Origin of the sequence: Desulfobaculum sp. SPO524 (genome assembly GCF_044987625.1) — a bacterium.
Lineage (GTDB): Bacteria > Desulfobacterota > Desulfovibrionia > Desulfovibrionales > Desulfovibrionaceae > Desulfobaculum.
In genome coordinates this window covers 340431-364189 of sequence record NZ_JBJDSB010000002.1, presented here as the reverse complement: position 1 = coordinate 364189, position 23759 = coordinate 340431, and the positions used below count along the sequence as shown (strand labels likewise).

At 61.9% G+C, this 23759-nt stretch carries 23 protein-coding genes and 1 tRNA gene; 4 read left to right on the top strand and 20 right to left on the bottom strand.

Features of this window, described 5'->3' with window-relative positions; all coding sequences use genetic code 11:
- Positions 1 to 593 precede the first annotated feature (593 nt).
- The gene (locus tag ACI3L3_RS07270) at positions 594 to 1301 is read left to right on the top strand and encodes a TetR/AcrR family transcriptional regulator (protein ID WP_404844444.1); all 708 of its coding nucleotides are present in this window, start codon (positions 594 to 596) and stop codon (positions 1299 to 1301) included.
- A gap of 171 nt (positions 1302 to 1472) precedes the next feature.
- On the opposite strand, the gene ACI3L3_RS07265 is transcribed toward ACI3L3_RS07270, so the two are convergent.
- From ACI3L3_RS07265 to ACI3L3_RS07190, 16 genes are all read right to left on the bottom strand, one after another.
- On the bottom strand, positions 1473 to 2102 hold the full coding sequence (locus ACI3L3_RS07265) for an MBL fold metallo-hydrolase (RefSeq protein ID WP_404844443.1): 630 nt from the start codon (positions 2100 to 2102) through the stop codon (positions 1473 to 1475).
- A 436-nt stretch (positions 2103 to 2538) separates the two neighbouring features.
- On the bottom strand, positions 2539 to 4695 hold the full coding sequence (locus ACI3L3_RS07260) for a methyl-accepting chemotaxis protein (RefSeq protein ID WP_404844442.1): 2157 nt from the start codon (positions 4693 to 4695) through the stop codon (positions 2539 to 2541).
- Positions 4696 to 5312: 617 nt separating this feature from the next.
- A complete protein-coding gene (locus ACI3L3_RS07255) occupies positions 5313 to 6332 on the bottom strand; it encodes a phage late control D family protein (RefSeq protein ID WP_404844441.1) in 1020 nt (339 codons plus the stop codon).
- A complete protein-coding gene (locus tag ACI3L3_RS07250; RefSeq protein WP_404844440.1) occupies positions 6323 to 6526 on the bottom strand; it encodes a tail protein X in 204 nt (67 codons plus the stop codon). The genes ACI3L3_RS07255 and ACI3L3_RS07250 overlap by 10 nt, the downstream gene beginning before the upstream one ends.
- Positions 6501 to 6914 (bottom strand): phage tail protein, encoded by a 414-nt coding sequence (locus tag ACI3L3_RS07245; RefSeq protein WP_404844439.1) that lies wholly within the window; start codon positions 6912 to 6914, stop codon positions 6501 to 6503. Before ACI3L3_RS07245 ends, ACI3L3_RS07250 begins: the two co-directional genes overlap by 26 nt.
- 5 nt (positions 6915 to 6919) lie before the next feature.
- The gene (locus ACI3L3_RS07240) at positions 6920 to 8230 is read right to left on the bottom strand and encodes a hypothetical protein (RefSeq protein ID WP_404844438.1); all 1311 of its coding nucleotides are present in this window, start codon (positions 8228 to 8230) and stop codon (positions 6920 to 6922) included.
- Positions 8231 to 8750: 520 nt separating this feature from the next.
- Positions 8751 to 8996: a phage tail assembly protein gene (locus ACI3L3_RS07235; protein ID WP_404844437.1), complete on the bottom strand. Its 246-nt coding sequence runs from the start codon at positions 8994 to 8996 to the stop codon at positions 8751 to 8753.
- 125 nt (positions 8997 to 9121) lie between these two features.
- Positions 9122 to 9628, bottom strand: a complete 507-nt coding sequence (locus ACI3L3_RS07230; RefSeq protein ID WP_404844436.1) for a phage major tail tube protein — start codon at positions 9626 to 9628, stop codon at positions 9122 to 9124.
- Complete coding sequence (locus ACI3L3_RS07225) at positions 9628 to 10836, bottom strand: phage tail sheath C-terminal domain-containing protein (protein ID WP_404844435.1); 1209 nt, start codon at positions 10834 to 10836, stop codon at positions 9628 to 9630. The genes ACI3L3_RS07230 and ACI3L3_RS07225 overlap by 1 nt, the downstream gene beginning before the upstream one ends.
- A 3-nt stretch (positions 10837 to 10839) precedes the next feature.
- Positions 10840 to 11349: a tail fiber assembly protein gene (locus ACI3L3_RS07220; protein WP_404844434.1), complete on the bottom strand. Its 510-nt coding sequence runs from the start codon at positions 11347 to 11349 to the stop codon at positions 10840 to 10842.
- 9 nt (positions 11350 to 11358) lie between these two features.
- Positions 11359 to 13512 (bottom strand): phage tail protein, encoded by a 2154-nt coding sequence (locus tag ACI3L3_RS07215; protein WP_404844433.1) that lies wholly within the window; start codon positions 13510 to 13512, stop codon positions 11359 to 11361.
- A gap of 10 nt (positions 13513 to 13522) precedes the next feature.
- On the bottom strand, positions 13523 to 14137 hold the full coding sequence (locus ACI3L3_RS07210) for a phage tail protein I (RefSeq protein ID WP_404844432.1): 615 nt from the start codon (positions 14135 to 14137) through the stop codon (positions 13523 to 13525).
- Positions 14130 to 15017, bottom strand: coding sequence for a baseplate J/gp47 family protein (locus tag ACI3L3_RS07205; protein ID WP_404844431.1), 888 nt, complete (start codon positions 15015 to 15017; stop codon positions 14130 to 14132). The genes ACI3L3_RS07210 and ACI3L3_RS07205 overlap by 8 nt, the downstream gene beginning before the upstream one ends.
- Positions 15014 to 15349, bottom strand: a complete 336-nt coding sequence (locus tag ACI3L3_RS07200; protein WP_404844430.1) for a GPW/gp25 family protein — start codon at positions 15347 to 15349, stop codon at positions 15014 to 15016. The genes ACI3L3_RS07205 and ACI3L3_RS07200 overlap by 4 nt, the downstream gene beginning before the upstream one ends.
- Positions 15349 to 16011, bottom strand: a complete 663-nt coding sequence (locus tag ACI3L3_RS07195; RefSeq protein WP_404844429.1) for a phage baseplate assembly protein V — start codon at positions 16009 to 16011, stop codon at positions 15349 to 15351. The genes ACI3L3_RS07200 and ACI3L3_RS07195 overlap by 1 nt, the downstream gene beginning before the upstream one ends.
- The gene (locus ACI3L3_RS07190; protein ID WP_404844428.1) at positions 15992 to 16528 is read right to left on the bottom strand and encodes a hypothetical protein; all 537 of its coding nucleotides are present in this window, start codon (positions 16526 to 16528) and stop codon (positions 15992 to 15994) included. The genes ACI3L3_RS07195 and ACI3L3_RS07190 overlap by 20 nt, the downstream gene beginning before the upstream one ends.
- A 1127-nt stretch (positions 16529 to 17655) precedes the next feature.
- Between ACI3L3_RS07190 and ACI3L3_RS07185 the strand changes: the two genes are divergently transcribed.
- Complete coding sequence (locus ACI3L3_RS07185) at positions 17656 to 18615, top strand: AEC family transporter (protein WP_404844427.1); 960 nt, start codon at positions 17656 to 17658, stop codon at positions 18613 to 18615.
- 36 nt (positions 18616 to 18651) lie between these two features.
- Here ACI3L3_RS07185 and ACI3L3_RS07180 read toward each other — a convergent pair whose 3' ends face one another.
- Both ACI3L3_RS07180 and ACI3L3_RS07175 read right to left on the bottom strand, forming a co-directional pair.
- Complete coding sequence (locus ACI3L3_RS07180; protein ID WP_404844426.1) at positions 18652 to 19164, bottom strand: SMI1/KNR4 family protein; 513 nt, start codon at positions 19162 to 19164, stop codon at positions 18652 to 18654.
- Between the two features lie 349 nt (positions 19165 to 19513).
- Positions 19514 to 19590 (bottom strand) — tRNA-Arg (locus ACI3L3_RS07175).
- A gap of 190 nt (positions 19591 to 19780) precedes the next feature.
- Here ACI3L3_RS07175 and ACI3L3_RS07170 point away from each other — a divergent pair.
- Together ACI3L3_RS07170 and ACI3L3_RS07165 are read left to right on the top strand one after the other, a co-directional pair.
- Positions 19781 to 20386: a UbiX family flavin prenyltransferase gene (locus tag ACI3L3_RS07170; protein WP_404844425.1), complete on the top strand. Its 606-nt coding sequence runs from the start codon at positions 19781 to 19783 to the stop codon at positions 20384 to 20386.
- Positions 20387 to 20398: 12 nt separating this feature from the next.
- A complete protein-coding gene (locus ACI3L3_RS07165) occupies positions 20399 to 21094 on the top strand; it encodes a metal-dependent hydrolase (RefSeq protein WP_404844424.1) in 696 nt (231 codons plus the stop codon).
- Between the two features lie 100 nt (positions 21095 to 21194).
- Here the strand turns inward: ACI3L3_RS07165 and ACI3L3_RS07160 are convergent, their stop codons facing one another.
- Together ACI3L3_RS07160 and uvrC are read right to left on the bottom strand one after the other, a co-directional pair.
- Positions 21195 to 21647 carry an RrF2 family transcriptional regulator gene (locus ACI3L3_RS07160; RefSeq protein ID WP_404844423.1) on the bottom strand — a complete coding sequence of 151 codons (453 nt, stop codon included), beginning with the start codon at positions 21645 to 21647 and terminating at the stop codon, positions 21195 to 21197.
- 143 nt (positions 21648 to 21790) lie between these two features.
- Positions 21791 to 23629 carry an excinuclease ABC subunit UvrC gene (uvrC, locus tag ACI3L3_RS07155; RefSeq protein WP_404844422.1) on the bottom strand — a complete coding sequence of 613 codons (1839 nt, stop codon included), beginning with the start codon at positions 23627 to 23629 and terminating at the stop codon, positions 21791 to 21793.
- Positions 23630 to 23759 lie beyond the last annotated feature (130 nt).

Sequence of the window (23759 nt, the reverse complement as noted above, 5' to 3'; positions counted from 1 at the left end):
CAAGTCGGCTATATTCCAGCAGGTTGTGATGCCGGGCACCGTGTGGGCGAGAGAACACGGCAGCCCCACCCTGACCGAGAGAGCGCGGGCGCCCTACGATCGCGCTGCTCCCCTGCTCCGCCAGTTCCACACACCATGCGGGGCACGCAGGGCCATCACCATGCTGACATCCCACTCGTGGACCACCACTCCGTCTTTACGCACCCGGCATCATGCCCGGCACAGGCGCAGCCCGCGTGCGACGTCGCCCCCTGACAGACGTCGCGCGCTCCGCAGCAGGGCGCCCTGTTGTCTTGCGCGCCAGATGTCCCGGCGCGGATGCGGCGTGACAGACGTATGATCGTGATCTTTTTTTGGTATGAAGCGCCAAAAGTGGTATACGTTCATAGCCTGCGGCGGGATGCAGACGAACCACACCGCGCCAGCGCGCGGATACAGCGTACGCCATACACCTTTTTTCCACACACCATGGGCGCAACGCACGCCGACCATGGAAAAGTATCGACCCCGGAACTGCGATGCTTCTCCGCTTGTCTCTGTCCTTCGAAGCGAACATGCACCAGACGCATTCGGTGCCAAACAAAAGGGAAAGCATGCGACAAACCAACGACAAGGCAAAGATTAAACAACAGCGCGTGATGAAATACTTCATCGACGCGGCCAACCAGATTATCCAAGAGGAAGGCATAGAGGCCGTCACCATCCGCAGGGCTGCTGATATCGCAGGCTACGCCAGCGCCACGCTGTACAATTATTTTGAGAACCTGCCGCATCTGGTCTTCCTGGCGACCATGACCTACCTTGAGGAATACCACGAGGCCATCCCGCACTACGTCAACAAGTGCGAAGACTCCATTGAGCGGTACATGGCCATCTGTAAATGCTTTACGGTGTATTCCCTTGCCAACCCCGAGATATACGAACTGCTGTTCTTCACCCACGGCAACGACAAGCTCGAAGAATACACCCGCCAATACTACGAGCTGTTCCCCGAGCGCATCGTCAAGGACGCCCCCGCGCCCTTCAACAAAATATACGACATCAACAACCTCTACTCCCGCAGTTTCATCATGCTGAACGACTGTGTGGAGGACGGCTTTATCACCAAGGATATGGCCGAGGACTTCAACGATGTCGCCCTCATGGTCTCCAAGTACATCCTTGAAGACGTCAAAACCGGCGCTCTGGACAAACGTGCCGGCACCGCCAAGACCATGAAGTACTACCGCCAGATCTTCCGCTGTTATGTGCTGCCCGAACACCGCCACTTGGTGGAGAAAGCCGCCGACAAGTGGAGCTAGGATAGCTGGCATCACAGCCCCACCGCTTCCGTGCGCTACGCAGCGCGCCACGCACCGCCACACCCGCAAAAAACAAGGCGCGAATTCCGAAACTCCTCCGGAATTCGCGCCTTGATGTATGGCGTTTTGTGCCGCGAGCCTGCGGGGCGGGCGGCGTAGGCTCAAAAACCCCTAGCGGCGACGTCCCCGAAAGAACGGGTTGTGCGCCTTTTCATCCCCGGCGGTGGTCAGCGGACCGTGGCCGGGATAGAGCACCGTGGCTTCCGCCATAGTGAAGATGTTGGACTCAATGGAGGTAAACAGCGCCTTGGCGTTGCCTCCTGTGTAATCCGCGCGGCCAACGGAGCCGGCAAAGATAAGGTCACCCACAAAGGCGACGCCGTCGTCCTCAAAATGGAAGGTCAAGCTCCCCGGAGTGTGGCCGGGCGTTGCCAGCACGTGGCACGGGCGGCCAAGGAACTGGTGCGTGCCCGTATGAAGCGGCTCGTACACGAACTTTTCCTTCAGGCGGGGGTAGCCGGACTCGCCGGCGTTGCGGAGTTCCTCCGCGACGAGGACGGAATCCTTGGGGCTGGCCAACACTTTGGCCCCGGTTTCGGCGGCCAGCTTCGGCGCGCCGTAGAAGTGGTCAATGTGAATATGCGTAATGAGGATGTGCGTCAGCTCAAGCCCCTCTTCACGCAGGATGCTGGACAGGCGCGGGGAATTATCGCCGGGGTCGACTACCACAGCTTTGCCGTCCTCGGACAGCAGGTACCCATTCGTTTGGTATGGACCAAGAGGAAACTTCCGAATCTGCATTGCAACTCCCTTACACTCTGCACGGTGCCGCGCTGTCCCCTTCCCGCACCATGGGCCAGCCCACCGGTACGGCGCAGGGCGCAAAGCGCGCGCAACATGCTGATTTTCTTTCTATCTTACTCTTCGCTACAAACCAATACAGACGCGTCCAAACGTGGTTTCGCCGGGTGTGGAACGACCCCGCCGCGCTTCACGAAGCGACGCCTTGCGGCCTTGTTCCCCGCGTCCATAAACGAAAAACGCCTGCATGCAAACCTTTCGCCCCTGCATTTCGGCGTGCGGGGACGGAAAAATGCCCCTCACAGCGCGCTGGCGGCGCCAAAGCCGCGCCCCACATCTGCGTCGCCAAAAGAGCCGCGCGCCAACGTCAAGACAGGGCAGAACAAGGCCCCCGCGACACATCGCGGAGGCCTTGCAGTATCACAATCCACAGCGCCTAGCGGCTTGCCTGCGAATCGTCCTTCAACTCGCGGATGAGGGACGCCAGTCCGGAGGACTGTTCCGCCATCTCGCGCAGGGCAAGGACGGTTTCCTCAACGCTCTGCGCGGTGTCGTTGGTTATCTGGTTAATTTCCTCAATGGAACGGTTAATCTCGTCACTGGCGGCGGACTGCTGGCCCGCGGCGGTGGCAATACCCTGAATCTGTCCAGAGGATGCCTCCACGCCCATCACGACCTTTTCCAGCACCTCGCCGGACTTATTGGCAAACTCCACAGCCCGCTCAAGGTCCTGCTCCGCCGCCTCCATGGACGCAATATTGCCGTGCGCCACCTTCTGGATGGACTCAATGGAGGAGCCGACCTCCTTGGTGGCGGTCATGGTCTTTTCAGCCAGCTTGCGCACCTCGTCCGCGACAACGGCAAAACCTCGGCCCGCTTCGCCAGCGCGCGCGGCCTCAATGGCGGCGTTGAGGGCCAGCAGGTTGGTCTGGTCGGCAATGTCTTCAATCACGTTCATGATATTGCCGATGCCCTTGGCCTTCGAATCCAAATTATCCATGGCGCTGCGCAGACGCTCGGTCTGGCGTTTGGTGGTCGCCATGGCGTCGATGGATTTGCCAACCACGTCCTGCCCCTCGCGCGCGGTGTCGCGGGCGCTGACGCTGTGGTCTGCGGCATCGCCGGCGTTCTGGGCCACTTCCAGCACCGTGGCGTTCATCTCTTCCATGGCGGTGGATGTGGACTGCACGCGGTCGCGCTGCAGCTCGGTGCCCTTACGCATTTCCTCGGACTGGGCGGAGATTTCCTCCATCGCCGTCGAAATGCGCTCCACAACACGCTCCAGCTTTTCCGCGGCCTGCAGCATGCCCTCGGCCTTGGCTTTTTCCGCCTGCTGGCGAGCCTCTTCGGCAACCTGCGTCGCGTGCTCGGCCTGGCGGGACTTCTCCTCGGCAATGCTCATCTGGCGCTCAATGTCGGCCATATTCTGGTGCAGTTTCTCCGCCATCACATTCACCGCGCTTTGCACGCCAGCCACCTCGTCACGGCCTTCGGCGTCGAGACGCACGTCAAGGTCGCCCTCGGCAATGCTGTTCACTGCGGCGGCGGTTACCTTAAGGGGGCGTGCAATGATGCCAGCCACTACCCACAGGACGATAACGGCCAGCAGCAGGCAGCCAATACCGATCATCGCGGAGTGCAGGGCCATGGCGTTGGCCTGCTCGTAAATCAATTTTTCCGGCACGGAGATGCCAACGCCCCAGCGGTCGCTGCTGGAGCCAAGGGTCACTGGCACCACAAGGTCATAATAGCCCTCGCTGAAATTGCGGTAGACCTCGTTGCGCGCAAGACTGCGCAACACCTTGTCCGGATGGGTAAAGACTTCAGTCACCTGCTTGCCCGCAAGGTCGGGCTTGTCCGTCTGCGCGGCAATGGTCCCGGCATGGCTGACCAGCGTCACCATGGCGCGCGTACCGAGCAGAGTCATGGAGTCCGCAATCTGCTGCAGGAAGTCCACAGGCAGGTCCACGCCCACCGCGCCAACGGGCCTGCCGTTCACGCGGATGGAGGAGCCAAGAGTCACCACCATGCGGCGCTTGCCGCCAATGTTGTACATAACAGGCTTGGAAACCGTATCCGTCGCCGAACGCAGGGGCTTGAGGTACCACCCCGCGCGCTCGGGATCGAGATAGCTGTCACCGCACGGCTCAAGGTGCAGGCCGCCAACCTTGTTCCAGTACGGCACAAAGCGGCCCGTATAGTCGTGCCCCTTGTCATAGTGCTTGTGCTCGGCGTCCGCGCCGTCCAGCGCGTCCGGCTCCCACACGGTCCACGCGCCAAGCAGCGCCTCGTTCCCCGCGGCAACCGTACGGAGCATGCCGCTCATCTCATCGCGCGAGGGCGTCTGGTTGGTTTCGCGCATGCCCTGATAGCTCTGCGCCAGCGTGCGCGCGGCATCAAGGCCCACCTCAAAGCGGCTTTTAATCTTCAGCGCCTCAACGGTGGCTTGGTCCTCTGCCTGCCGCAGGGCGTCCTTCAGGGCCTCCTGCCGCGTGGTGTACGTAGTGTACCCAATGATCACCAAAATGGACGCGGCAAGGCACAGCCCCGACCATAGAACAATTTTCCCTTTAATTGACCGAAACGAATACACTTGTCTTCTCCTCAAAGAGTGCGCAATTCACAGGGGACTCAGCCCCCCTTTTCTGCACGAATGCGCCGGGGAAACGACCTTTACCAGCGCGGTACAGCTCCACCCGCCGCCTTCCGGCCCCCAATGCAACAGCGCCCCGCCCCGACATCTCGGCACACTGTTTGATCGCATTGCATTTTATAATCATGATCATTCATATGATCATGAAAAAGCGGCTACGCGTTTTTGCGGCCGCCTCTGCAAGGCTTTTTCCATCCGCCACCTTCTGGTGGCGGCGCCCACGTGGCGTTCCGAAAGTATACACGCCAGACTCTGGCACTATTGTCAACGCAATATCGAACTTTTTACCGTCAATTCTCTGGCGGAAGCGGTGTTTTTCCGCCCTGTTGCCGCACTGCACAACGGGGCCGCCTGCCTCTACTGCGCCCCCGAATATCCCCTTTCTCACCCTGCCGGCGCCTTAACCAATATCCCCCAGCGCCTTCCCTCCTCCCCACCGGCGCACGCACTTCAGAACGCCGCAGCACCACCCGCCGCAAACGCGCCATATAAAAGGGCCGCAGCATCGCCAAACGGCAACACTGCGGCCCGTGTTCGTCACTCTCTGTTCATTGCGCCTAAGCAGGTGTAGCAGCGTCCTGCCCTTGTTCCCCGTCCACGCTGGTCACGTAGCCGGAGCTGTCCAGCTTGTGTTCGGCCTTCGTCACGGTCCATTCACCGCTGACGCCCTCGCGGAACCCCTCAAGCCGGGCCTGCGCTTCAGCGCGCAGGTCCGGACGCCCCGGCAGAGTGAGAGACAGTGTGGCGCGCCCGCGCTGAAAGGCTTCCAGCTTTGCGCGCGCCGCCTGCTTTGCGGCATCGCGCGAGGCATAGGGATGGCGCAGACGGTAGACGGGTTCGCCTTCACCAACGCTCTCCTCGCGGTCGCATGCACTGTCCGTATCGCGCCACTGGGCAACCACCCGGCGATAGTCGCCGCGCTCGGCCATTTCCACCCGCCAGCTTGTCACGTCACCGGGAGTCAGGCGCACCCGTGCCAGCGGCGCGCCGCTTACGGCCTTGCCCGCAGCCTTCGGCGTCAGCACGAGAAAGCCGCCGCCTACCTTAGCCAGCACGCCCATCTCCGCGGCAATCCGCGTCAGAAGATTCATATCGCTCTCGCGAATCTGATCAATGTGCCCAAGGCGGCGGCATGCAACCTCCGCCGCTATGGCAGGCGTTAGACCATGTTCGGCGGCCACAACCCGTGCAAGTTCGCCCAGCGTCCCCGGCGTCCATGACCGGGTGCGCTGGGTCTGAAGCTGGGTATACATGCCGCTTCGCTCAAAGGGCGCACCGCTGGCGGTAATGCTCAGCACCTGCGGCGGGCCGGACAGCGTCACGCCATCCACCACATACAGCCCCATATATTGCGCGCTGTCGCCATAGCCGAGCCACACGCGCAGTTCCGCGCCCGTGGTGGGAAGCACCACATGCGGCGCCCCGTCGGAGAGTGTCAGCGACAGCGCATCGGATTGCATCCCCGCCTCATCGGTGATGGACAGCGAAATCAGCCGCTCGCGGATGACAGCGGTGATGTCCTCACCGCCGGCCTCCACGCGGAACACCGGCGCATACGTGTCGCGTGCTAGTCCCACAGGCTCACTCCTTCATCAGGCTCCGGGTCCGGCAGGTCGGGCAAAAGAATTGCCACACCCGCCGCGAGGACCGGCCCCTCATCCGCAAGGCCGGGGTTCGCCTCCAGCACCGCCTCCACAACGCCCGCCGTCCGGCCGTAATGCCGGTGGCAGATGGCGTCCACCATGTCACCGTCCTTTGTGCGGTACCACATCGGTCCCTCCATAGAACTTGAGCTTCAGGGTGAATTCCATACGGCGCGGCGTCCCGTCCGGGAAGAGTTCCTGCCGGGTTTCGTCTACGCTCTCCACCACCCAGCGGCCATGGATGCCCCCTTGCCCGTCCACGAATAGCAGCGGCCTCCCCTGCCCCGCCTCGGCGCGAAGGGCCTCCACCTGCGAAAGCCCGCCCCGGAAGTGCGGATACACCACACCGGAGATGCTGACGCTGTCCGCGCCCGGCCCAAGGTACTGCAGCGCCGCTTCCCGTCCATGGCGCTCCTGCGCGCCCCAGCGATACGCCGTGGAACGCGACAAACGCCCAGGCGCGGCCGTATTCACGGAAAACGTGTAGTCACCGAGCTTCATAATACTCTTCGACATAAGCCCTACCCGTCGTGTAGCGCCCGCCGCCGCGCCACGCGGCTGCGTTCATCCAGCCGTCGCAGCACCGCTTCCGCGATGTCGTGAACCGACTGCTGCGGCGTCGCATAGATGTTGATGGAATCAATGTGCTGCGTCACCTGCGCTTGGGCCGCGCCTGCGCCAGCGGCGGCAGGAACAGCAGGCACAGCAGGGACGGCGCGCGGCGCGGACGCGGGAACAGACGCACGTGTCGCCGGGGCAAACCGCTGTGGCTCCCTCGTACGCTGGACGGGCTTTGCCCGTTTGACGCCCTCGTCCTCCTCATCGTCGTCATCGCCGCCGAGGGAGAAAAAGCGCCCCACAGCGCCAAGGAATCCGCCCTCGGTGAAGGCCTTTTTCAGGTCATCCCAAATGGTGATCAGCCGCACAACAGCCAGCGTGATGCCCGTAATGACGAATCCGATAGGGTTGGCCGCAAAGGCGATACCCACGGCCTTGATGCCAGAGACCAGCAGCGGGAACACCCGCCCCGCGATGCCCGACATCACATTCCCAATGGACATCAGCGACGAACCAAAGGACACCACGCTCATCACGGTTTTCCCCGCCAGCACAGCGCCCAGCACCATGGCAAGGTTCTCGAACCCGCCAACGGCATCCGCCGCCCACGTCACACAGCCCGCCACAACGGAGAACGCCTTGGCCGCGCCGCTGGCAAACTGCGCCACGGCTTCGCCAATTTTGCCGAACTCGCTGCGGTTTTCGCGCGCCCACTGGGCCAGCTTCGGGCCCCATTCATTGAGCAGCGGAGCCAACGCGCCACCGATGACGCCAAACAGCTCGCCCGTCACCGACGACACCACAGTACTAAACCGCCCAAAAGCGGCCGTGTACCTCTTCGCGCCGCTTCGGCCTGCCTCGGACACCACGTTCAGTTCCTTCTGGGTGGCAAGCAATTCGCCAACGCTCTTGGTGCGCTCCGACAGGCCCGCGACAAGTTCGCCGCCACTGTCACCCACCAGCGTTTCCGCAATGTCCACAGCCTGCTGCGTATCGCCCAGCGTCCGCAGACCTTCGGACACACGCTGCAGGCGCTCCTCCGGCGACATGGCTTTCAGGTCGGCAAAGGACAGGCCAAGGGCGCCAAGGCTCTCCTTCGCCCCTTGCGCCGCCGCGCCGCCCTGTTCCAGCTGGGCCATCGTGGCTTGCAGGCCACTGGCAACGCTGCCAATCTGGTCCGAAGTCAGGCCCATTTCCGCGCCAAGGCCATTCCACGCGGCCAGCCCCTCGGTGGAGAAGCCAAGAGACGCTGCCTGATTGGACAGACGCGTCATTTCACGGTTGGAGTTTGTGAGCGCGGCGCCAAGCGTCTTCGCATGGTTCCACGCGCCGCCGAGCGCCGCGCCAAGTTGGGCGGCCTGCGCCCCCGCCGTGCCGAGCGCCGAGCCAAGGCCAGAGCCGCCCGTACCTCCTGCGGAAGCGGGAGCTGCAGCACTCGCACCGGGGGCTTGCCCCGCGCCAGCGCCGCCGGACGTCCTGCGCGCCTGCTTCGGCCTTGCACCGCCGGGCGCCTTTGTGGACCGCAGCTGTCGCACAACGCGCCGATGCGCCCGGGAAACAAGGGCCGCACTGTTCGCGAAGTCTTGGCTCACGGCCTTAAAGGAGGCGTCCGGAACAAGGCCAAACCGGATAACACCTGCTGTGCTGCCCCGCATTACGCCCTGCCCCGTTCATCTTTTGGGAGATATGACATCCACATCATAAGTTCCTCCACTTCCATGCCGAAGAGCTCGGCGCGGCTCCAGCCCGTGTAATACGCAAGGGCCAGTACGCCGCGCCGGGCGGTCTCGGCGTCTACGACAAAAAACCCGTGTACGCCTGCTGGAGTTTGCGGTAGTCCGCCATGTCCATGTCTTCCAGCACGTCGACGGACACTTCGCACAGGTCCGCAAACAGGCTGATTTCCTTCTGCACGTCCGTGCCCTTGCGCTCCTCGTTGGCGGCCACGTCGCGCACCTTGGGGCGGCGCATGTCCAGCGCCGCAATCTCCTGCCCCTGCCACGTCACCGGATGATCCAGCGTAATCCGTTCCTTGCTCATATCGTCTCCCTGTATGCCTTTGCGCCGTGCAAGCGCCCTCACATTGAGCCGCACAAAGCGGAAGCCCGCGCAAGGTCATACCCGCGCAGGCTCCCTGGCGTCCTTATGCAACGCCGCGCGGCTGCCTACATGCCGCAGGCGTCGCGAAGTTCCTTCAGCTGGTCCTTGCCGCCGATGACGCGCTTCATGTTCAGGGCGTCAATTTCGTGCAGGGTTTTGCCGCCCTGCTCGCGCTTGTAGTAGGTCAGCGCCACCGTCAGGGACAGTGTGGCGGCCTCGCCGGGCTTCCACGCGCCGTCCTCAATCTTGGTGACTGTGCCGCGCATCTGCACGACGACGGGGGTCACCGCGCCGTCCATGCTCTGCAGGCCGCCGCGGGCGGTGAGCTGGATGCCGCTGTTCTGGACAACGCCAAAGCTGCCGAGGATGTGCTCGCACTGCTTGGACAGGGTGAAAGTGGCTTCCATCTTCTCCATGCCCATATCAATGGCGATGGAGGTGTCCATACCGCCAGCGCGGTAGTCCTCGGTGACAAGGCTCAGCGCGGGAAGCTGGAGTTCCTTGCATTCGCCGACGTAGCCGCGTCCGTCCACGAACAGGGCAAAGTTTTTCAGGATGTTCTCTGCGGGCATTAGTTGAAGACCTCCTCAATGTAGTCGTTGACCAGATGGCTGCGGAACGTGACGTGCTCTGCCGGGTACGGGGGCGTGAAGTCAAAGTCGAAGTACACCTTGCCCTGCTGCACCTGATCGGGCGTGTTCAGCTCCGGGTCCGCCCAGCACTTGCCGCCAAGGATAGCGCCCACGGCCTCAAGGTGACGCAGGTAGGCGTTCACGCCTTCCACCACGTCGTCCACGTAGGTTTTGGTGATGTTCCGGTCCACGGCCCACAGGTGCGCGGCGAGGATGGACTCGTTGATCATGTCCGCCGTGCGGCGCACGGACAGGAAGGACCACTTCGGATCGGTGCATCCGGTGCGGTTGCCCCACAGGCGGTAGCCGCCTTCGTTGATGACGGTGGCGACATTCTTCTCGTTCAGCATGTTGGCGCGGCAGTTGACGTCACCAAGGGTGAAGTCCACAGGGCGCGCGGTGCCGGAGATGCCCATCACCTGCTGGTTAGAGGGCGACCACCAGAAGCCGCGGTCGTTGTCGGAACGGGCAATCATGCCTGCCACACGGGCGGATGCAGGCTCGGCAACGTATTCGCCGTCGCGGTAGACCTTCACCCACGGGTCCACCATGAACACGCGGGCGGTGCCAAAGTCGCCCATGGCGGCGATGGCGTCGGTGTCGTTGGTGTTCGGGCCATCCACGATAACCACGGCGCGCAAACGCTCGGCAATGCCTTCCAACTCGGCGGCGACAGGGTTCTTAAGGAAGGAACCGGGATTGTCCGCATCCTCGGCGCGCTGATGCGTGAAGCCGGGAGCGAGCAGAATGCGCGGGGTGAAGCCAAGGACAGACGCGCTGGCGCGCAGGGCCTGCACGCCCATGTACTGCCCGGTGGTTTCGTCCACGCCGCCGACCACGTTGGTCATGGTCGCGGCGTCGTCCGCGCCCTCGTCCACACGCACCACCACAACCATGGCGCCGGACTGATCAAGGATGCCGTCCATGGCGGCAGGCAGTGTGCCCGCGCCATCACCCACGGTATCCAGCTTGGCGGCCTCGCGGCGGTTCCCCGCGACGAGAACAGGGGTATTCAGAGGAAAGACGCTGGCGTCGGCATCCGGAGCCGTGCCCACGATGCCGATAACGGAGCTTTTCACGGTACGAATGGGACGGGGACCACCGTCAATCTCGACGACTTCCACGCCATGCAGAAACTGTTCAGGCATTACTTAGACCTCACTGGTTGCAGGTTCAGATTCAGACTCACAAGACACACCACCACCCTCAGCGCCAGACACCACAGAATCCGACGGAGCTTCGGGCCACTCGATGGAATTTGGGAAACCGGGTTGATCGGGCACAACCTCCAGCACATCGGCGTAGGCGTCCCATTCGGTAAGCTGCGCATCAATCCCAGCGACGTCTTCCGACGCGGACGAGAGCACACGACGCTTGCGCAGGAGCTGCATCACGGCAGGGTCGTACACCTCACGCATAAGGCGGTCCCGCTCGGCGCGGGCCTGTGTGGCGAGTTGGGCCGGGGTGGGTTCGGGCAGCGGGGGCGGCTCCACGGCGACGGGGCGACCGTTGGCGTCGGGTTGGATGAGCTTGCCGCGTGACTGTGCGTCGAGCAGAGCGCGGTGCTCGGCAGCGGTGATTTCTACGGCGTCGACGGGTATGTTGTTGCCGTGCAGTGCAGGGGCATAAAAACCATTTTGGGAAGGACTGTATAAAATCATAGTGCCTCCTTAGTAACCGATTGCATAAATGCGTGGAGCTACCGAGCCTTGTTTGGCTGTGTTAAATAAATTCAGGTAGAATACGGCGCCAGTTTGGGTTTTGCTTTTAACCTGATACCCACCCTCAAAGTTGTGGGCAGTCCCAGTATATTCGAGCTGCGCCCACACCCCCATGCAGACCGTTGGGAACGCGACAGGGAACGTCACAGAAACGTCACTCTCGTTCGTGCTTTCTCCACCAAGAATGATTTGGGAAATTAGACCGTTTGGCATTTGCCAAGCCCGCCCCGGCACCAGTTCCACCCACTCCGACTTGTCCACCTTGTTCCCATTAATCGCCGCCACTTGGTCAGCTATTGCAATCAGGTCCACCTGCGCGGCGTTCACTGCGACGTCGGCGACCTTGATGCAGGGTAAGGCGTAGAGTGTCTTGGGGCGGGTTTCGTCGCCTCCTGTCGCCTCTAGCGCGGATTCGTCACGGTACGGAGCATTCACATTCATACCGTGTTCAATAGAAGGTCCTTCTGAATGACCTAGTCCATCCAGAGTCGTCATACGATGAGTATGAAATTTCAACTCATCCGTTAGCCAATCCCCAACATCTTTCCCAACTTCCCCCGGCCTCGCCGCACCAACATAGTGCCGCACACACGGCAAAATGATGTGCTCCGCCGTCACACAGTATCGCCCGCACGAGCCGTCCTGCGCCGACGCTTCCGCGTCCCACGCGGCCTCGTCGGTCAGGTAGTTCCCGGCGGCAAGGACGGCCTCGTCCAGCTGCGGATACAGGCCGCGTTGGAACTTCTGTTTGACGTTGGCGGGGACCGTTCCGGGCAGGGGGACACCGAGCGAGGACCAGCACAATTGCCCCACGGGCACACCCGCCACACTTCCCCACGAGACAGAGCCATCATTCTGGCGCATCAGAACCTGACCAGCTTCGCCACCATCAGGAAGGGTCTGATGGGGATCGCCCATATTGCCGATGTGTGAGGCAACACCGCTCAAATCAACCTGCGCAGCATTAATGGCGACATCGGCCACCTTGATGCAGGGGAGGAGATAAGAGGTTTTGGGGCGGTTTTCTTCGGCGACGGTAGTGCCATTAACATTTCGAATAGCCCTGTCTGACATCTTGACATTACAGTCAGACCTAAATTTGGCTGTAGAGCCATATGCTAAATAGCGCCCTGCTGGACTCTTCTGATTTGCATTGTGCCCACTTGCATGTAGCTCGTGCCCATGATTCCGAATCGCATCACCAACCCACTCACCAACACCCTTGCCTTCAACACCATCCTGCGCCGACGCAAAATAGTGCCGATAACACGGCAGGATAAGGTGCGATTTGGTCAGGCAGTACTTGCCGCACGTGCCTTCCTGCGCGTCCGCCTCGGCGTCCCAGTCTGCTTCCGAGGTGAGGAAGGTTCCGCTATCGCGGACCCATTCTTCAAGCTGCGGGTAGGTGCCCAGCAGGAACTTCTGCTTCACGTTGACGGGGACCGTACCGGGCAGCGGTTTGGCCGTTGTGGAGAAGCACAACTGCCCCACAGGCACCCCGGCGACAGAGTCCCACGAGAGGGCCCCATCCGCCCCACGCATCAGCACCTGGCCCGGCTCGCCGCCTTCGGGGATGGTGTGGTGGGGGTCGTCGGTGCGGGTGGTGTGGGTTTCCAGCAGGGAGCGGACTTCCACAATCTGTTCGTTCACATAACTGCGGCTTGCCAGCACCACCGTCGGGTCTACTTTCAGTTCCACGGCGGCGGTGTTGCTCACCTCCAGCACAAGGCGCACGCGCAGTTCCGCGGCAGAGCCTTCGGCAATCTGCGGTTTATAGGTTTCGGGCAGGTTGCCCACGGCGAACAGATCGCCATCGGCGTCAAAGACGCCTGCCTCGCGGATGGTCCAGCCGCCCTGCTCGGACGGGATGACCAGTTCGGCCACGATGTACGCCGGGTTGTCCGGGTCCGTTTCCAGCGTGTTCAGCTGGGCGCGGTACGTCTCGCGGACCAGCGCGTCCTGCGCCGCGTCCGGTGTCACCTGCTGCCCCGCACCGTCGCCAACGGCGCAGTGCGTCAGGGAGACGGTGTGTCCAAGCGCCACGGCATTCGCCAGTTTCGCCCGGCCCGTCTCGGTGAGGATGACAAAGAAGTCCTTGGCCATTTCTTCCTCGCTAGGGTTGTATGGTTATTGCCAAAAAGGTGTGCAGCCCCGCTGCGGCATGGACCGCAGCCTCCTGCGTCACGTCCTCCGGACGCCACGCGTAGACCTGCAACGTTCCGCCGGTTTGCAACGCGCCGCCAGCATGGGCGCTCCCGCGCGCGGTACTCACAACATCAAAGCCGCGAAGGTGCGAGCGCGTGTTCTTCGCCGCCTCCACCACACGCGTCAGCATGCCGTAGAGGTTCGCGTCCACGCCCCGGTCGTCCACCTCCACCTCAATGGCGAAGGTATACGGCTCACGCTGCGGGGTTTCCTCCCACCACTCGCGGATGCGCACCCGGTAGCCGAGGGCGCGGACCGCCCGGTCCACGGCGCCACGCGTGCCCTTGTGGCGGTGCACCCACACGGCGGCGCGGATGGCTTCGCGCTTCTGCGCTTCGGTCCAGCTTTCGTCCCACGCATCCACGGACAGCGCCCACGCCAGCCACGCCAGCAAAGGTTCCGGGCACTCGTCAGGACGCCACACCGAACGCAGCGGAACGCCCACGTCGGACAGCCGCGCCACCGCTTCGGACAGCGCCCGCTCCGTGGCGGTGGAATGCGGCGGCAAGAGATGCCTAGACACGCTCCACCTCCAGCTTCACGCCCGTACAATGCGCAGCCTGATGCGCCGCGCACGCGACATTGGCGGCAGGCTCGTCCAACGTCACACGCGCAACGCCCTCCACCTGCAAGGCCGCATAGACCTTGGACAGCGGCATGCCCGCGCCCAGCACATGGCCTGCCTCAGCCACGGCCTGCATGGCCGCAAGGGTCGCATCGTGCACGGCTTCGGCGCTGGGGCCGGGCTGAATGGCAAGGGTTGCACGCACGGCATACGGCACCACCTCCGCCGCCTGCACGGAGACAGAGTCCGTCAGCGGGCGCGTTTCCGCCGCCCCAAGCACGTTCTCCACTGCAGACAGCACGGCAGGGTCCGGCGTTCCATCGCCTTCACGGCCCAGCACATGGACCACGACCTCGCCGGGCGCGGGGCTGCTCACAGCCGCGTCGCGCACATCCGGCACCGTCAGGGCATGGAACACATACGCCCGGTCCGGCCCCGCCACGCTAAAGCCCTCCGGCGCAAGCTGGATGCGGCGGCGAAACTCGTCGTCGCCCTCCCACGTCGGCGGCACGGGCGGATAAGCGTCCGGGGCGCCGGGGTCCACCATCTTGCGCTGGAGCGGCACCAACGCGGCAAGCTGGTCAAGGTCGCTTCCGGCGGCATAGGCCAGCATCACACTGCGGGCCGCGTCATTTACGCGCTGGCGCAGGAGCACCTCGCGGTAGGCCGCAACTTCCAGAATCTTGTAGGCCGGGTCGGACTCCACAAGCGCCGTATGCTCCGGGTGCCGCGCGTGGAACTCCGCCAGCATTTCGGCCAGCACGCCCTCCGCGCTCAGGTCCTGCACCACCTGCGGCGCGGCAAGGCGCGACAGGTCAATGTCCGAAAAACCGCTCATATGATGATTCCCTCCATGGTCACGGGTTTGCCGTCCGGCAGGTAGGTGCCCTGCACATCAATCGCCACGTGCCCCGCTCCGGCCTCACGCGCGCTGACGCGCTCCACCCGCAGCCGAGGCTCCCAGCGGGCAAGGGCCTCTGCCGTGGCGGCGTAAAGCTCCACCAGCGTCTCACCAGTCATCGGCGCATCCACCAGCCGGGGCAGGCGGGAGCCATACTCCCGGCGCATCACGCGCGAGCCCACAGGCGTGGTCAAAATATCGCGCACGGACTGCCGCACATGCTCAAGGCCGGACAACGTGCCCCCCGATTTCGCATCAACACCGCGCATTACTTCGGTCCTCCGGTTTCGCCGCCATGCGGGCATGGATGAACGTGTCCATTCAGCGACACCGCCGCGCGGACATCCGCGTCCGTGGTAATGTCGCCATCAGCATGCAGGTCGCCCTTCAAAGTGGCGTTGCCACCGCCGGAGCCGCCGCCCTGCGTCAGAGGACCGTTCAGAAAAATATTGCCGCTCAGGGTAATCTGCGGCGCGGTGACCTTCACGGCGCTCCCGGCCGAGACGTTTACCTCGCCGCCCGCCTGCACAGTCACGTCCTGCGCCGCCTCGGCCACTATGTCGCCGGGGATGACCGCGCGCAGCCTGTGGGCGCTGCGGTCGTATTCAACAACAGCCCCATCGCCGTAGACATGGCGGTCAACATCCGGGGACGCCGCAGGCGCGGGATGCGCGGACTGGAAAATGCTCCCCAGCACAACCCCTTGCGAAGTATCCCCGGACGGCGCGAGGACGATGACTTGCTCGCCAACCTCAGGCGCCCACCACGTCCGGTCGCCCCCGGCGCGGAGCGTGAGCCACGGCAACCAATCCGACACGGCCCCGCCAAGGCCGACGCGCACCCGCGCCGCGCCATAATCCGCCTCAGCGACAGTGCCGACCTGCACAAGGCTCGCAAGCCGCCGCTCCATATCAGAGACGCGAAAGTCCATCGGTGACCTCTGTATAGTTGTCTTTGTGCTCCAGCCCGATGCGTGGCGAGAACGAAACCAAAACGGTCTGGACGGGGACGCCCTCGCCGCCCCACACGCTTTCGCCCAGAGGGATGTCCTGCTCGAATTCCACACGCCAGCAGGCGGCATCAGTTCCAACAGGAGCAGGCACATCCGCCTCAACCTTCACAAACCGCGCAGGCATGGCCTGCACCCCAAAGCGGTTGCCGTGGACCAGCGCGGCAACCGCCGCACTCATCTGCCGCAATTCACGCCGCATCTGCGCCGCGTCCAAAGCGGAGTCCTTCGCCACAACAAGGAACACGTCCCAGCGGCACTGCACCCACACGCGCTCCATTCCGTCCTCAGGGTCTCCGGCGTGTTCCATATCCGTCAGCCGGACCACGGCAAGAGGCGTTTCCATGTCGCCTTGGGCGCCGTACTCCACCACAGTCCGCAGTCCCGGCAGGCCGTCCGCAAGCGTCGCGCAAATGCCCTCACATACTGCTTGAACCATTCTCCTCTCCTCTCTGCCGCCCGGACTCCCCGCGCGGATTCGCTCAGCCCTCCGGGGGCGCCGCCAGCGCGCCGTTACACACTGCGCAGGCGCAACCTGTGCTCCGCCCCCTCGTTCGGCGCGCACAATAAAAAAGCGCCGCCACAATGACGACGCGTCCCTGTACAGATGTGCAGTGGTTCATTTTTTTTGGGGAGCTGACGTTACGACCACGTCGACAACGCCACACTCGTTTTTGCTCCGCAGGCTTAAGGATTTCATCCTTAAGAATCCTCTTCATACGCCACGTCCCTCACACCCCACACGGCTGCAATCACGCCCCCACGCCAACTCTGAGCAGTGCGGGCCACTGTCCCCACGTCCGGCATTGCCTCCACCCCCTTTTTTGGGGCTGGCTTCCAGACCAAAAAACCTTGGGATTCTTAAGGACAACGCCCTTAAGCCAGCGGAGCTAACTCTTGAACCCAGCGTTACGACCACGCCGGCTCGGCCACCCGTTTTGTGCTCCGCAGGCTTAAGGATTTCATCCTTAAGAATCCTCTTCATACGCCACGTCCCTCCCACCCCACACGGCTGCAATCACGCCCCCACGCCAGCCCTGAGCGGTGCGGGCCACTGTCCCCACGCCCGGCAACGCCCCCACCCCCTTTTTTGGGGCTGGCTTCCAGACCCAAAAACCTTGGGATTCTTAAGGGCAACGCCCTTAAGCCAGCGGAGCTAACTCTCGAACCCAGCGTTACGACCACGCCATCCAAACGTAAGACACAAAAAAAGGACGCCATTTGGCGTCCTTCTCTGTGCGCTTCATCGCACGATGGCTCTCTCGATATGCCCAATTCACCGGAGCGCAGCCGGAACGGCTGGACTCTTTAAGCAAGTGCGGGTATTTCTTTTCATCGCACTCACCGGCTCATGAGGCTGCGGCATTCACGCCGCTGCGCTCACGCGGAATTCTCTGCCTTGAGCTTCTCTCAAGCGACTTTTCTCCCCGCACATCCGGTCGAATATTGGCGCAGGTCCTGCTTGCGCTGTTTGGCGCGTTGCGCACCCCCAAGGCGGCTGCGTGCCTGCCCCTGCCATACGCTGACTTCGGCCTCGGCTCCACGCCGAGATATAAGGATAGACGCATGCTCAAGGTTGTAATCTCGACACTGCTCCCGCTGTTCCTGATGGTGCTCGCAGGCTGGTTTGCCCAGCGCAAAAGCCTGCTGCCAAAGAACAGTTCCAAGACGCTTAACGACTTCGTCTTCTTCTTTACGCTGCCCGCACTGCTTTTTTCTTCGTTGGCCACCACGCCCATTGAGGAAATCTTTCAAATCCGCTTTGCGACGGCCTACACCCTGTCGATGATCATTTCCTATCTGTGCATGTTTGGCATCTCGTCGTGGCTCTTCAAGGCCTGCGGACCGGTTAGCTGTATTCGCTCGGCTTCGGCAAGCCTGCCCAACAGCGCATTCCTTGGCCTGCCGATTATTATCTCCCTGTTCGACAACACCCACGAGACGCTGGTCATTGTCACGCTCTCCATCCTGCTGCCCACCGCAATTGTTATGCTCATTGTGACGCAGTTCGAGATGTATCAAAACGCGGGAGGCCAAGGCCGGGGGGCGGTACTGCGCAACGTCGGTGTATCGCTTCTCAAAACGCCGGGCATCATGATGGCCTTTGCGGGCATTGCCGTGTCGCTTTCCGGCTTACAGATTCCGACGTTCCTCACGGACAGCATGCAAAGCTTTGGCATGGCGTCCGTGCCGTGCACGCTGTTCGCCATAGGCATGCTCATCGCCCAGCTTGACCCCAAGCTGAACCTAAAGAGCGTCCTCTCCGTAAACCTGATGAAGCTCATCATCCAGCCTGCCCTTGCCGCCGCCTTGCTCTATGCCTTTGGTATTACGGGCAAAACACTCGTCATTGGCGCCCTGCTCGCAGGCATGCCAAGCGCGCCGCTGGCCTGTGTGTTTTCGCAGGTCTATAACGCCGGAGAATCCGAAACCTTCGCAACGGTCTTCATCTCCATGCTCGTCTACATCCCGGTCTTTTGGGGCATCATCACCATTGCCAACGGATTTGGCGTGGCCTTGGGCTGATGACGCCTCCAGTGTTCATGGAGCTTACCGCAGCCGCTAAAACTGCTGGCTCCACGAACTGAAGCTCACTCTTTCTTCCGTCTCCCCGGCAGCTTCGCGCGCCTTATATTCTATGCGTTCCGCAAGACGCGTATAAATGAATTCGCCAAAGCTTGAGGCATCGTATTCCCATTCATAGTCAAGCGTTCCGTGCCATCCATATATTGGAAACTCGCCGTTTTTCTCCTCGGAAAAATAGATGCCCCAGAACGTCCCATCCCCCAATTCATTCACAATAAGGACGGGGGGGATTTTCTCTTTGGCGCACTGTTCCAAAACTTCAAGTGTTGCTAATGGAAGCTCTCCCGTCGACGTTATACCCTCGAACTCCATAGCGTACACATCGCCTTCCCCAAACTCCTTCAAAAAGCGCCGATACGTCGGAGGAAAACGGTGGCCGACCTTTTCCTCAAACGCGACAATCTGCTCCTCAGTCGCCCCACCATACCAGTCTTGCCTTTCCGCAGGAACGGTCTTCAACAGTTCAAGAAACTTCTCATAATATTGCATCGCATATCTCCTTACTGTTTTTCTGACAGCAGATGGTTTAGCCTACTTTGGGAACAAATTGAAGGACTGCGATGTGAATGCATCGGAAACACAGAAAGCACACCACACAACACGCACAATTCGACTACAACAAAGAACACCCTTTTGGAAAATGCAAAATGGACAAAACACGGAAACGATTTCCATAGGGCATTAAACATGCCATCGACTTCAACACTCAATGCAGACGTATTGGGGAGTCGTAGCAAGGATTAAAGCAACAAAAAGGGGGACAATCACAGGCAAGACATCACTGCAACAGCACAAAAAAAGGACTTCCCGATTGCTCGGAAAGTCCTTTTTATTCTCATGGTGGGCAATGCAGGAGTCGAACCTGCGGCCTCTAGCTCCGGAGGCTAGCGCTCTATCCAACTGAGCTAATTGCCCGTGAAGGAGGGCTTAATATGCCCTGTGAGGGAATGTTGTCAAGCAGGATTTATCATATTTTCATACCGCTGTCCCCGCGTTTGCCTTAATCCGAAGTCCTCCACACATCCCACTGCCGCCCCGCACAGGGCGCTGAAACGCGGGGCCGGTTCGGCTTGTAAGGCTCTCTTGCCAATGGTATTTGCTGGGTATGACATCACACGCCGTACACCACACAGAAAGCCCCCGGCGCATCGTCCTCGCGGTGACCGGAGCAAGCGGGATGCCCTACGCCGCGACTCTCGCACGCGTTTTAGGGCAAACGCCTGATATTGAACTGCACTGCATCGTCTCCGCCGCTGCGGGCGAAGTGCTCCGACTGGAAACAGGCGATGGCGCGGAGGCCATTACGGCCCACGCTCACGCCGTCTACTCGCAGGACGACATTGGCGCGCCGCCAGCAAGTGGTTCATGGCAGCACTCCGGCATGATTGTGTGCCCCTGCTCCATGGCGTCGCTTGCGGCCATCGCCACGGGCATGGGGTCCAACCTCATCCACCGGGCTGCGGACGTCACCCTCAAGGAGCGCCGCCCTCTCGTACTGGTCCCCCGCGAAACACCGCTGAACAGAATCCACATGGAAAACATGCTCCGCGCCCATGACGCCGGCGCTACCATCATGCCGCCAAGCCCGGGATTCTACCTGAAGCCACAATCCGTCACCGCGCTCGTCAACCACTTTTGTGGACGCGTTCTGGATATGCTACACGTCCCCCACGACCTGTCAGCCCGCTGGGGCGACGAGACACCGAGCTAAGGAGAATCACCCATGCCAAACACCATCACGTGGTACTCGCACGCCAATTTCAAAATTCAGACGCCATCACGCACTCTGTTTGTCGACCCGTTTTTTGACGGCAACCCCGCCGCGCCCATTTCCGGCGCAGACATCACCGAAGCCGACGCCGTCCTCATCACTCACGACCATGGCGACCACGTTGGCAGCGCCGTGGACATCTGTACCCGCACAGGCGCGCAACTGGTCGCCATTGTCGGCACGGCAGAAAAACTCCAGCAGGCTGGCGTTCCGGCTGGGCAGATTGCCAACGGCATCGGCATGAACATTGGCGGCACGCTGGACCTCGGCGGGGTGCGCGTCACCATGACGCAGGCCTTCCACTCCAGTGAATCCGGCGCGCCAACTGGCTACATCATCACCCTTGAGGATGGCTACACCATCTACCACGCTGGTGACACGGGCATTTTCAGCTCCATGGAGCTGTGGGGGCAACTCTACTCCATCGACCTCGCCCTGCTCCCCATCGGCGGCGTGTTCACCATGGACCCGGCGCAGGCCGCGCTGGCGTGTTCGCTGCTCGGCTGCCGCAGCGTCCTGCCTATGCACTGGGGTACATTCCCCGTTTTGGAACAAAGCACAGCGTCCTTTGCTGACGAGCTTGCCGCCCGTGCGCCAAAGACGACGCTCCTCTCCGCCACCATTGGCGAACCGCTGACGCTGCCATAACCCGCCAGCGCACCACAGGCGCGCCCATTATCATAAAAAGAAAGACCGACACGGCTCACCGCGTCGGTCTTTTGCATTCGTATATGCTCTTGGGGCCTCGCTAGGCTTCCCCTTCCTCAGGGTCGTCCGCCAACAAAGACGCCGAGGAGGCCGGAGAGTCCATAAGGTCGGCCAGACTGATGGCTTCCAGTCCTTCGCGTAGCGCTTTGGACGCATGCATCCATGCGCTACGGGTCTTACAGTCGTCCACGCGGCCACAGGAATTGGGGTCCGCGCAGCACTTGGTCAACGAAATGCCATCCTCCATAATCTCAACGATGCGGGCGAGGGTCACATCCTGCGGCTCCACCGCCAAACTATGGCCTCCGCTGGCACCGCGCAGACTGTGCACCAAACCGCCCTTCTTCAGCGGCTTGATAATCTGCTCGATAAACTGAACGGAAATGCCTGTGCGTTCAGCAAGGAAGGACGCCTTAATGGGAGCGGCGCCAGCGTGCTGCGCCAGCTCCAGCAGGAGCCGGGCCGCATAGCGGGAACGGGCGGATAATTTCATCGGTCTATCTCTATTCGTTTCATACAATCCATGAACTCAGCGACGCTGTGGGCCTGCTGGCCCAGCAACCCGATTAAAACAATCCGAATTAGGCGTCAAGCCATCCACACCGCGCATTGGCACAATGCGCAGTGCATCCGGCGTTATTCCGACTCCCCTTTAAGCTGACGGAGGGCCTGATGCAACGCTTCGGCGCGTTTGGGCCCCAGCCCCGGTACACGCCGGAGGTCCTGCACTGACGCCGCGCGCATGGCGTCGATGGAGCCAAAGGCGTCCCATAATTGCCGCGCCATCTTGGGGCCAATTCCGGAGAGGCTGGTCAGTTCACTGCTGAGCATCTTCTTGGTCCGCCCCGCGCGCTGCCGCCCAATGACGAAGGAGTGCGCCGCATCACGCACGCGCTGCAGGAAAAGGAGTTCCGGACTCCCGGCCTTGATCGGGAGCGGATTCTTCCGCCCCGGCAAGAAAATTCTGTCATCCAGAGCGCCCGCGCGGCGGTCTGGACCGGCGCCCGGTTCCCCAACGGCCTTGGCGATGCCTGCAATGGGCCACGCCGCCGGGCGTCCTGCCTCCTCCAACGCGCGCTGCACCGCAGCAACCTGCCCCCGGCCACCGTCGATAAGCACAAGGTCCGGCGGCGGGGCATCGGACGCAACGCGGCGTGTCGCCCACGCGGCAAGGGCCGCATAGTCGTCGCCGCTGCCCTCAAGCTCATCAAAGGTATACGTGCGGTACTCGCTCTTGGCCGGACGGCCGTCCTCAAACACAACTTGCCCGCCGCGCATGCCCTTGCCGCCAAGGTGCGAAATATCAATGCACTCCACGCGCCGCGCAGGATGCGGGAGCCGAAGCGCCTTCATCAGTAGTTCCTCAAGCGGCGCCTCACTCTCGGACGGTGCGGCCTGTGCGGCGTTGGCGCGGGCCAGCTCAAGGAGCTTTTTCTCATCGCCGGAGCGAGCGGTGCGCAGGCGGACAGGTCCCTGCCGGTGCTCGGCCAAAACGTCGGCCAGAACCGGATCATCCGGCTCCCATGGCAACAGAATGCGCTCCGGAACGAATCGGCTTTGGGAGTAGAACTGCATGAGGAAGCCGGACACGGCCTCGCCGCCCTCTTCCAGCCCAAGCCCGGACCAAAAGAACGACTTACGGCCAAGAAGCCGCCCCTGGCGGATAAACATCAGCGCCAAGCCAAGACCGCCATGCGTCTCCGCGACAGCAACAACGTCAAGGTCAGAGCGCGTTTGCATGACCACGCTCTGGCGTTCCACCGTCATCTGCACTGCCCGCAGCTGGTCACGAATCTGGGCGGCTTTTTCAAACTCCAGCGCCTCGGAAGCCGCCTGCATCTGCACGGTCAAATCCTCGGTAAGCTCCCCGGTACGCCCGGCAAGAAAAAGCTCCACCTGCCGCACAACCGTGGCGTAATCCTCCTGAGGGACAACCTTCACACACGGAGCAAGACACTGCCCAATATGATGATACAAACAGGGTCGCACGCGATTGGCAAACGCCTTGTCCGTACATTTGCGCAGCGGAAACATGCGCCCCATGATTTTCCATGTGGCGCGGGCGGCTGCGGCGGAGGTGAACGGGCCGTAGTACACGGAACCATCGCGGACAACCTTTCGCGTCATGGTCAGCCGCGGGTAGTCGTGCCGCTTGGAAAGCTTCATAAGGACATACTGCTTATCATCACGCAGCACGATATTGTAGCGCGGGCGATGCTTCTTGATAAGGCTCGCCTCAAGGAGCAGGGCTTCCTTCTCCGTCGCGGTATGAAGGGTCTCAATGGCGGCTATGCGCGCCACCATGATGCGGGTCTTGGGCGTCTGCTGGCCGGGGCTGCGAAAATACGACGAAAGCCGCGCCCGAAGACTCTTGGCCTTCCCAACATATATAATGCGCCCGCGCGAATCCTTCATCAAGTACACGCCGGGCGACTGCGGATAACGTTTCGGCTCAAATTCGAACATACGCCCCATGTACACCAGTCCCCGCGCCTTGTCTCCTGGGCGCCTTCCCACCATGTCGTTACATTTTCGTCAAAACAGAGATTCTATTCCCACTTTGAGCCTAAAACTGACGAATCAGTGCGTGCCACAGCACATTTGA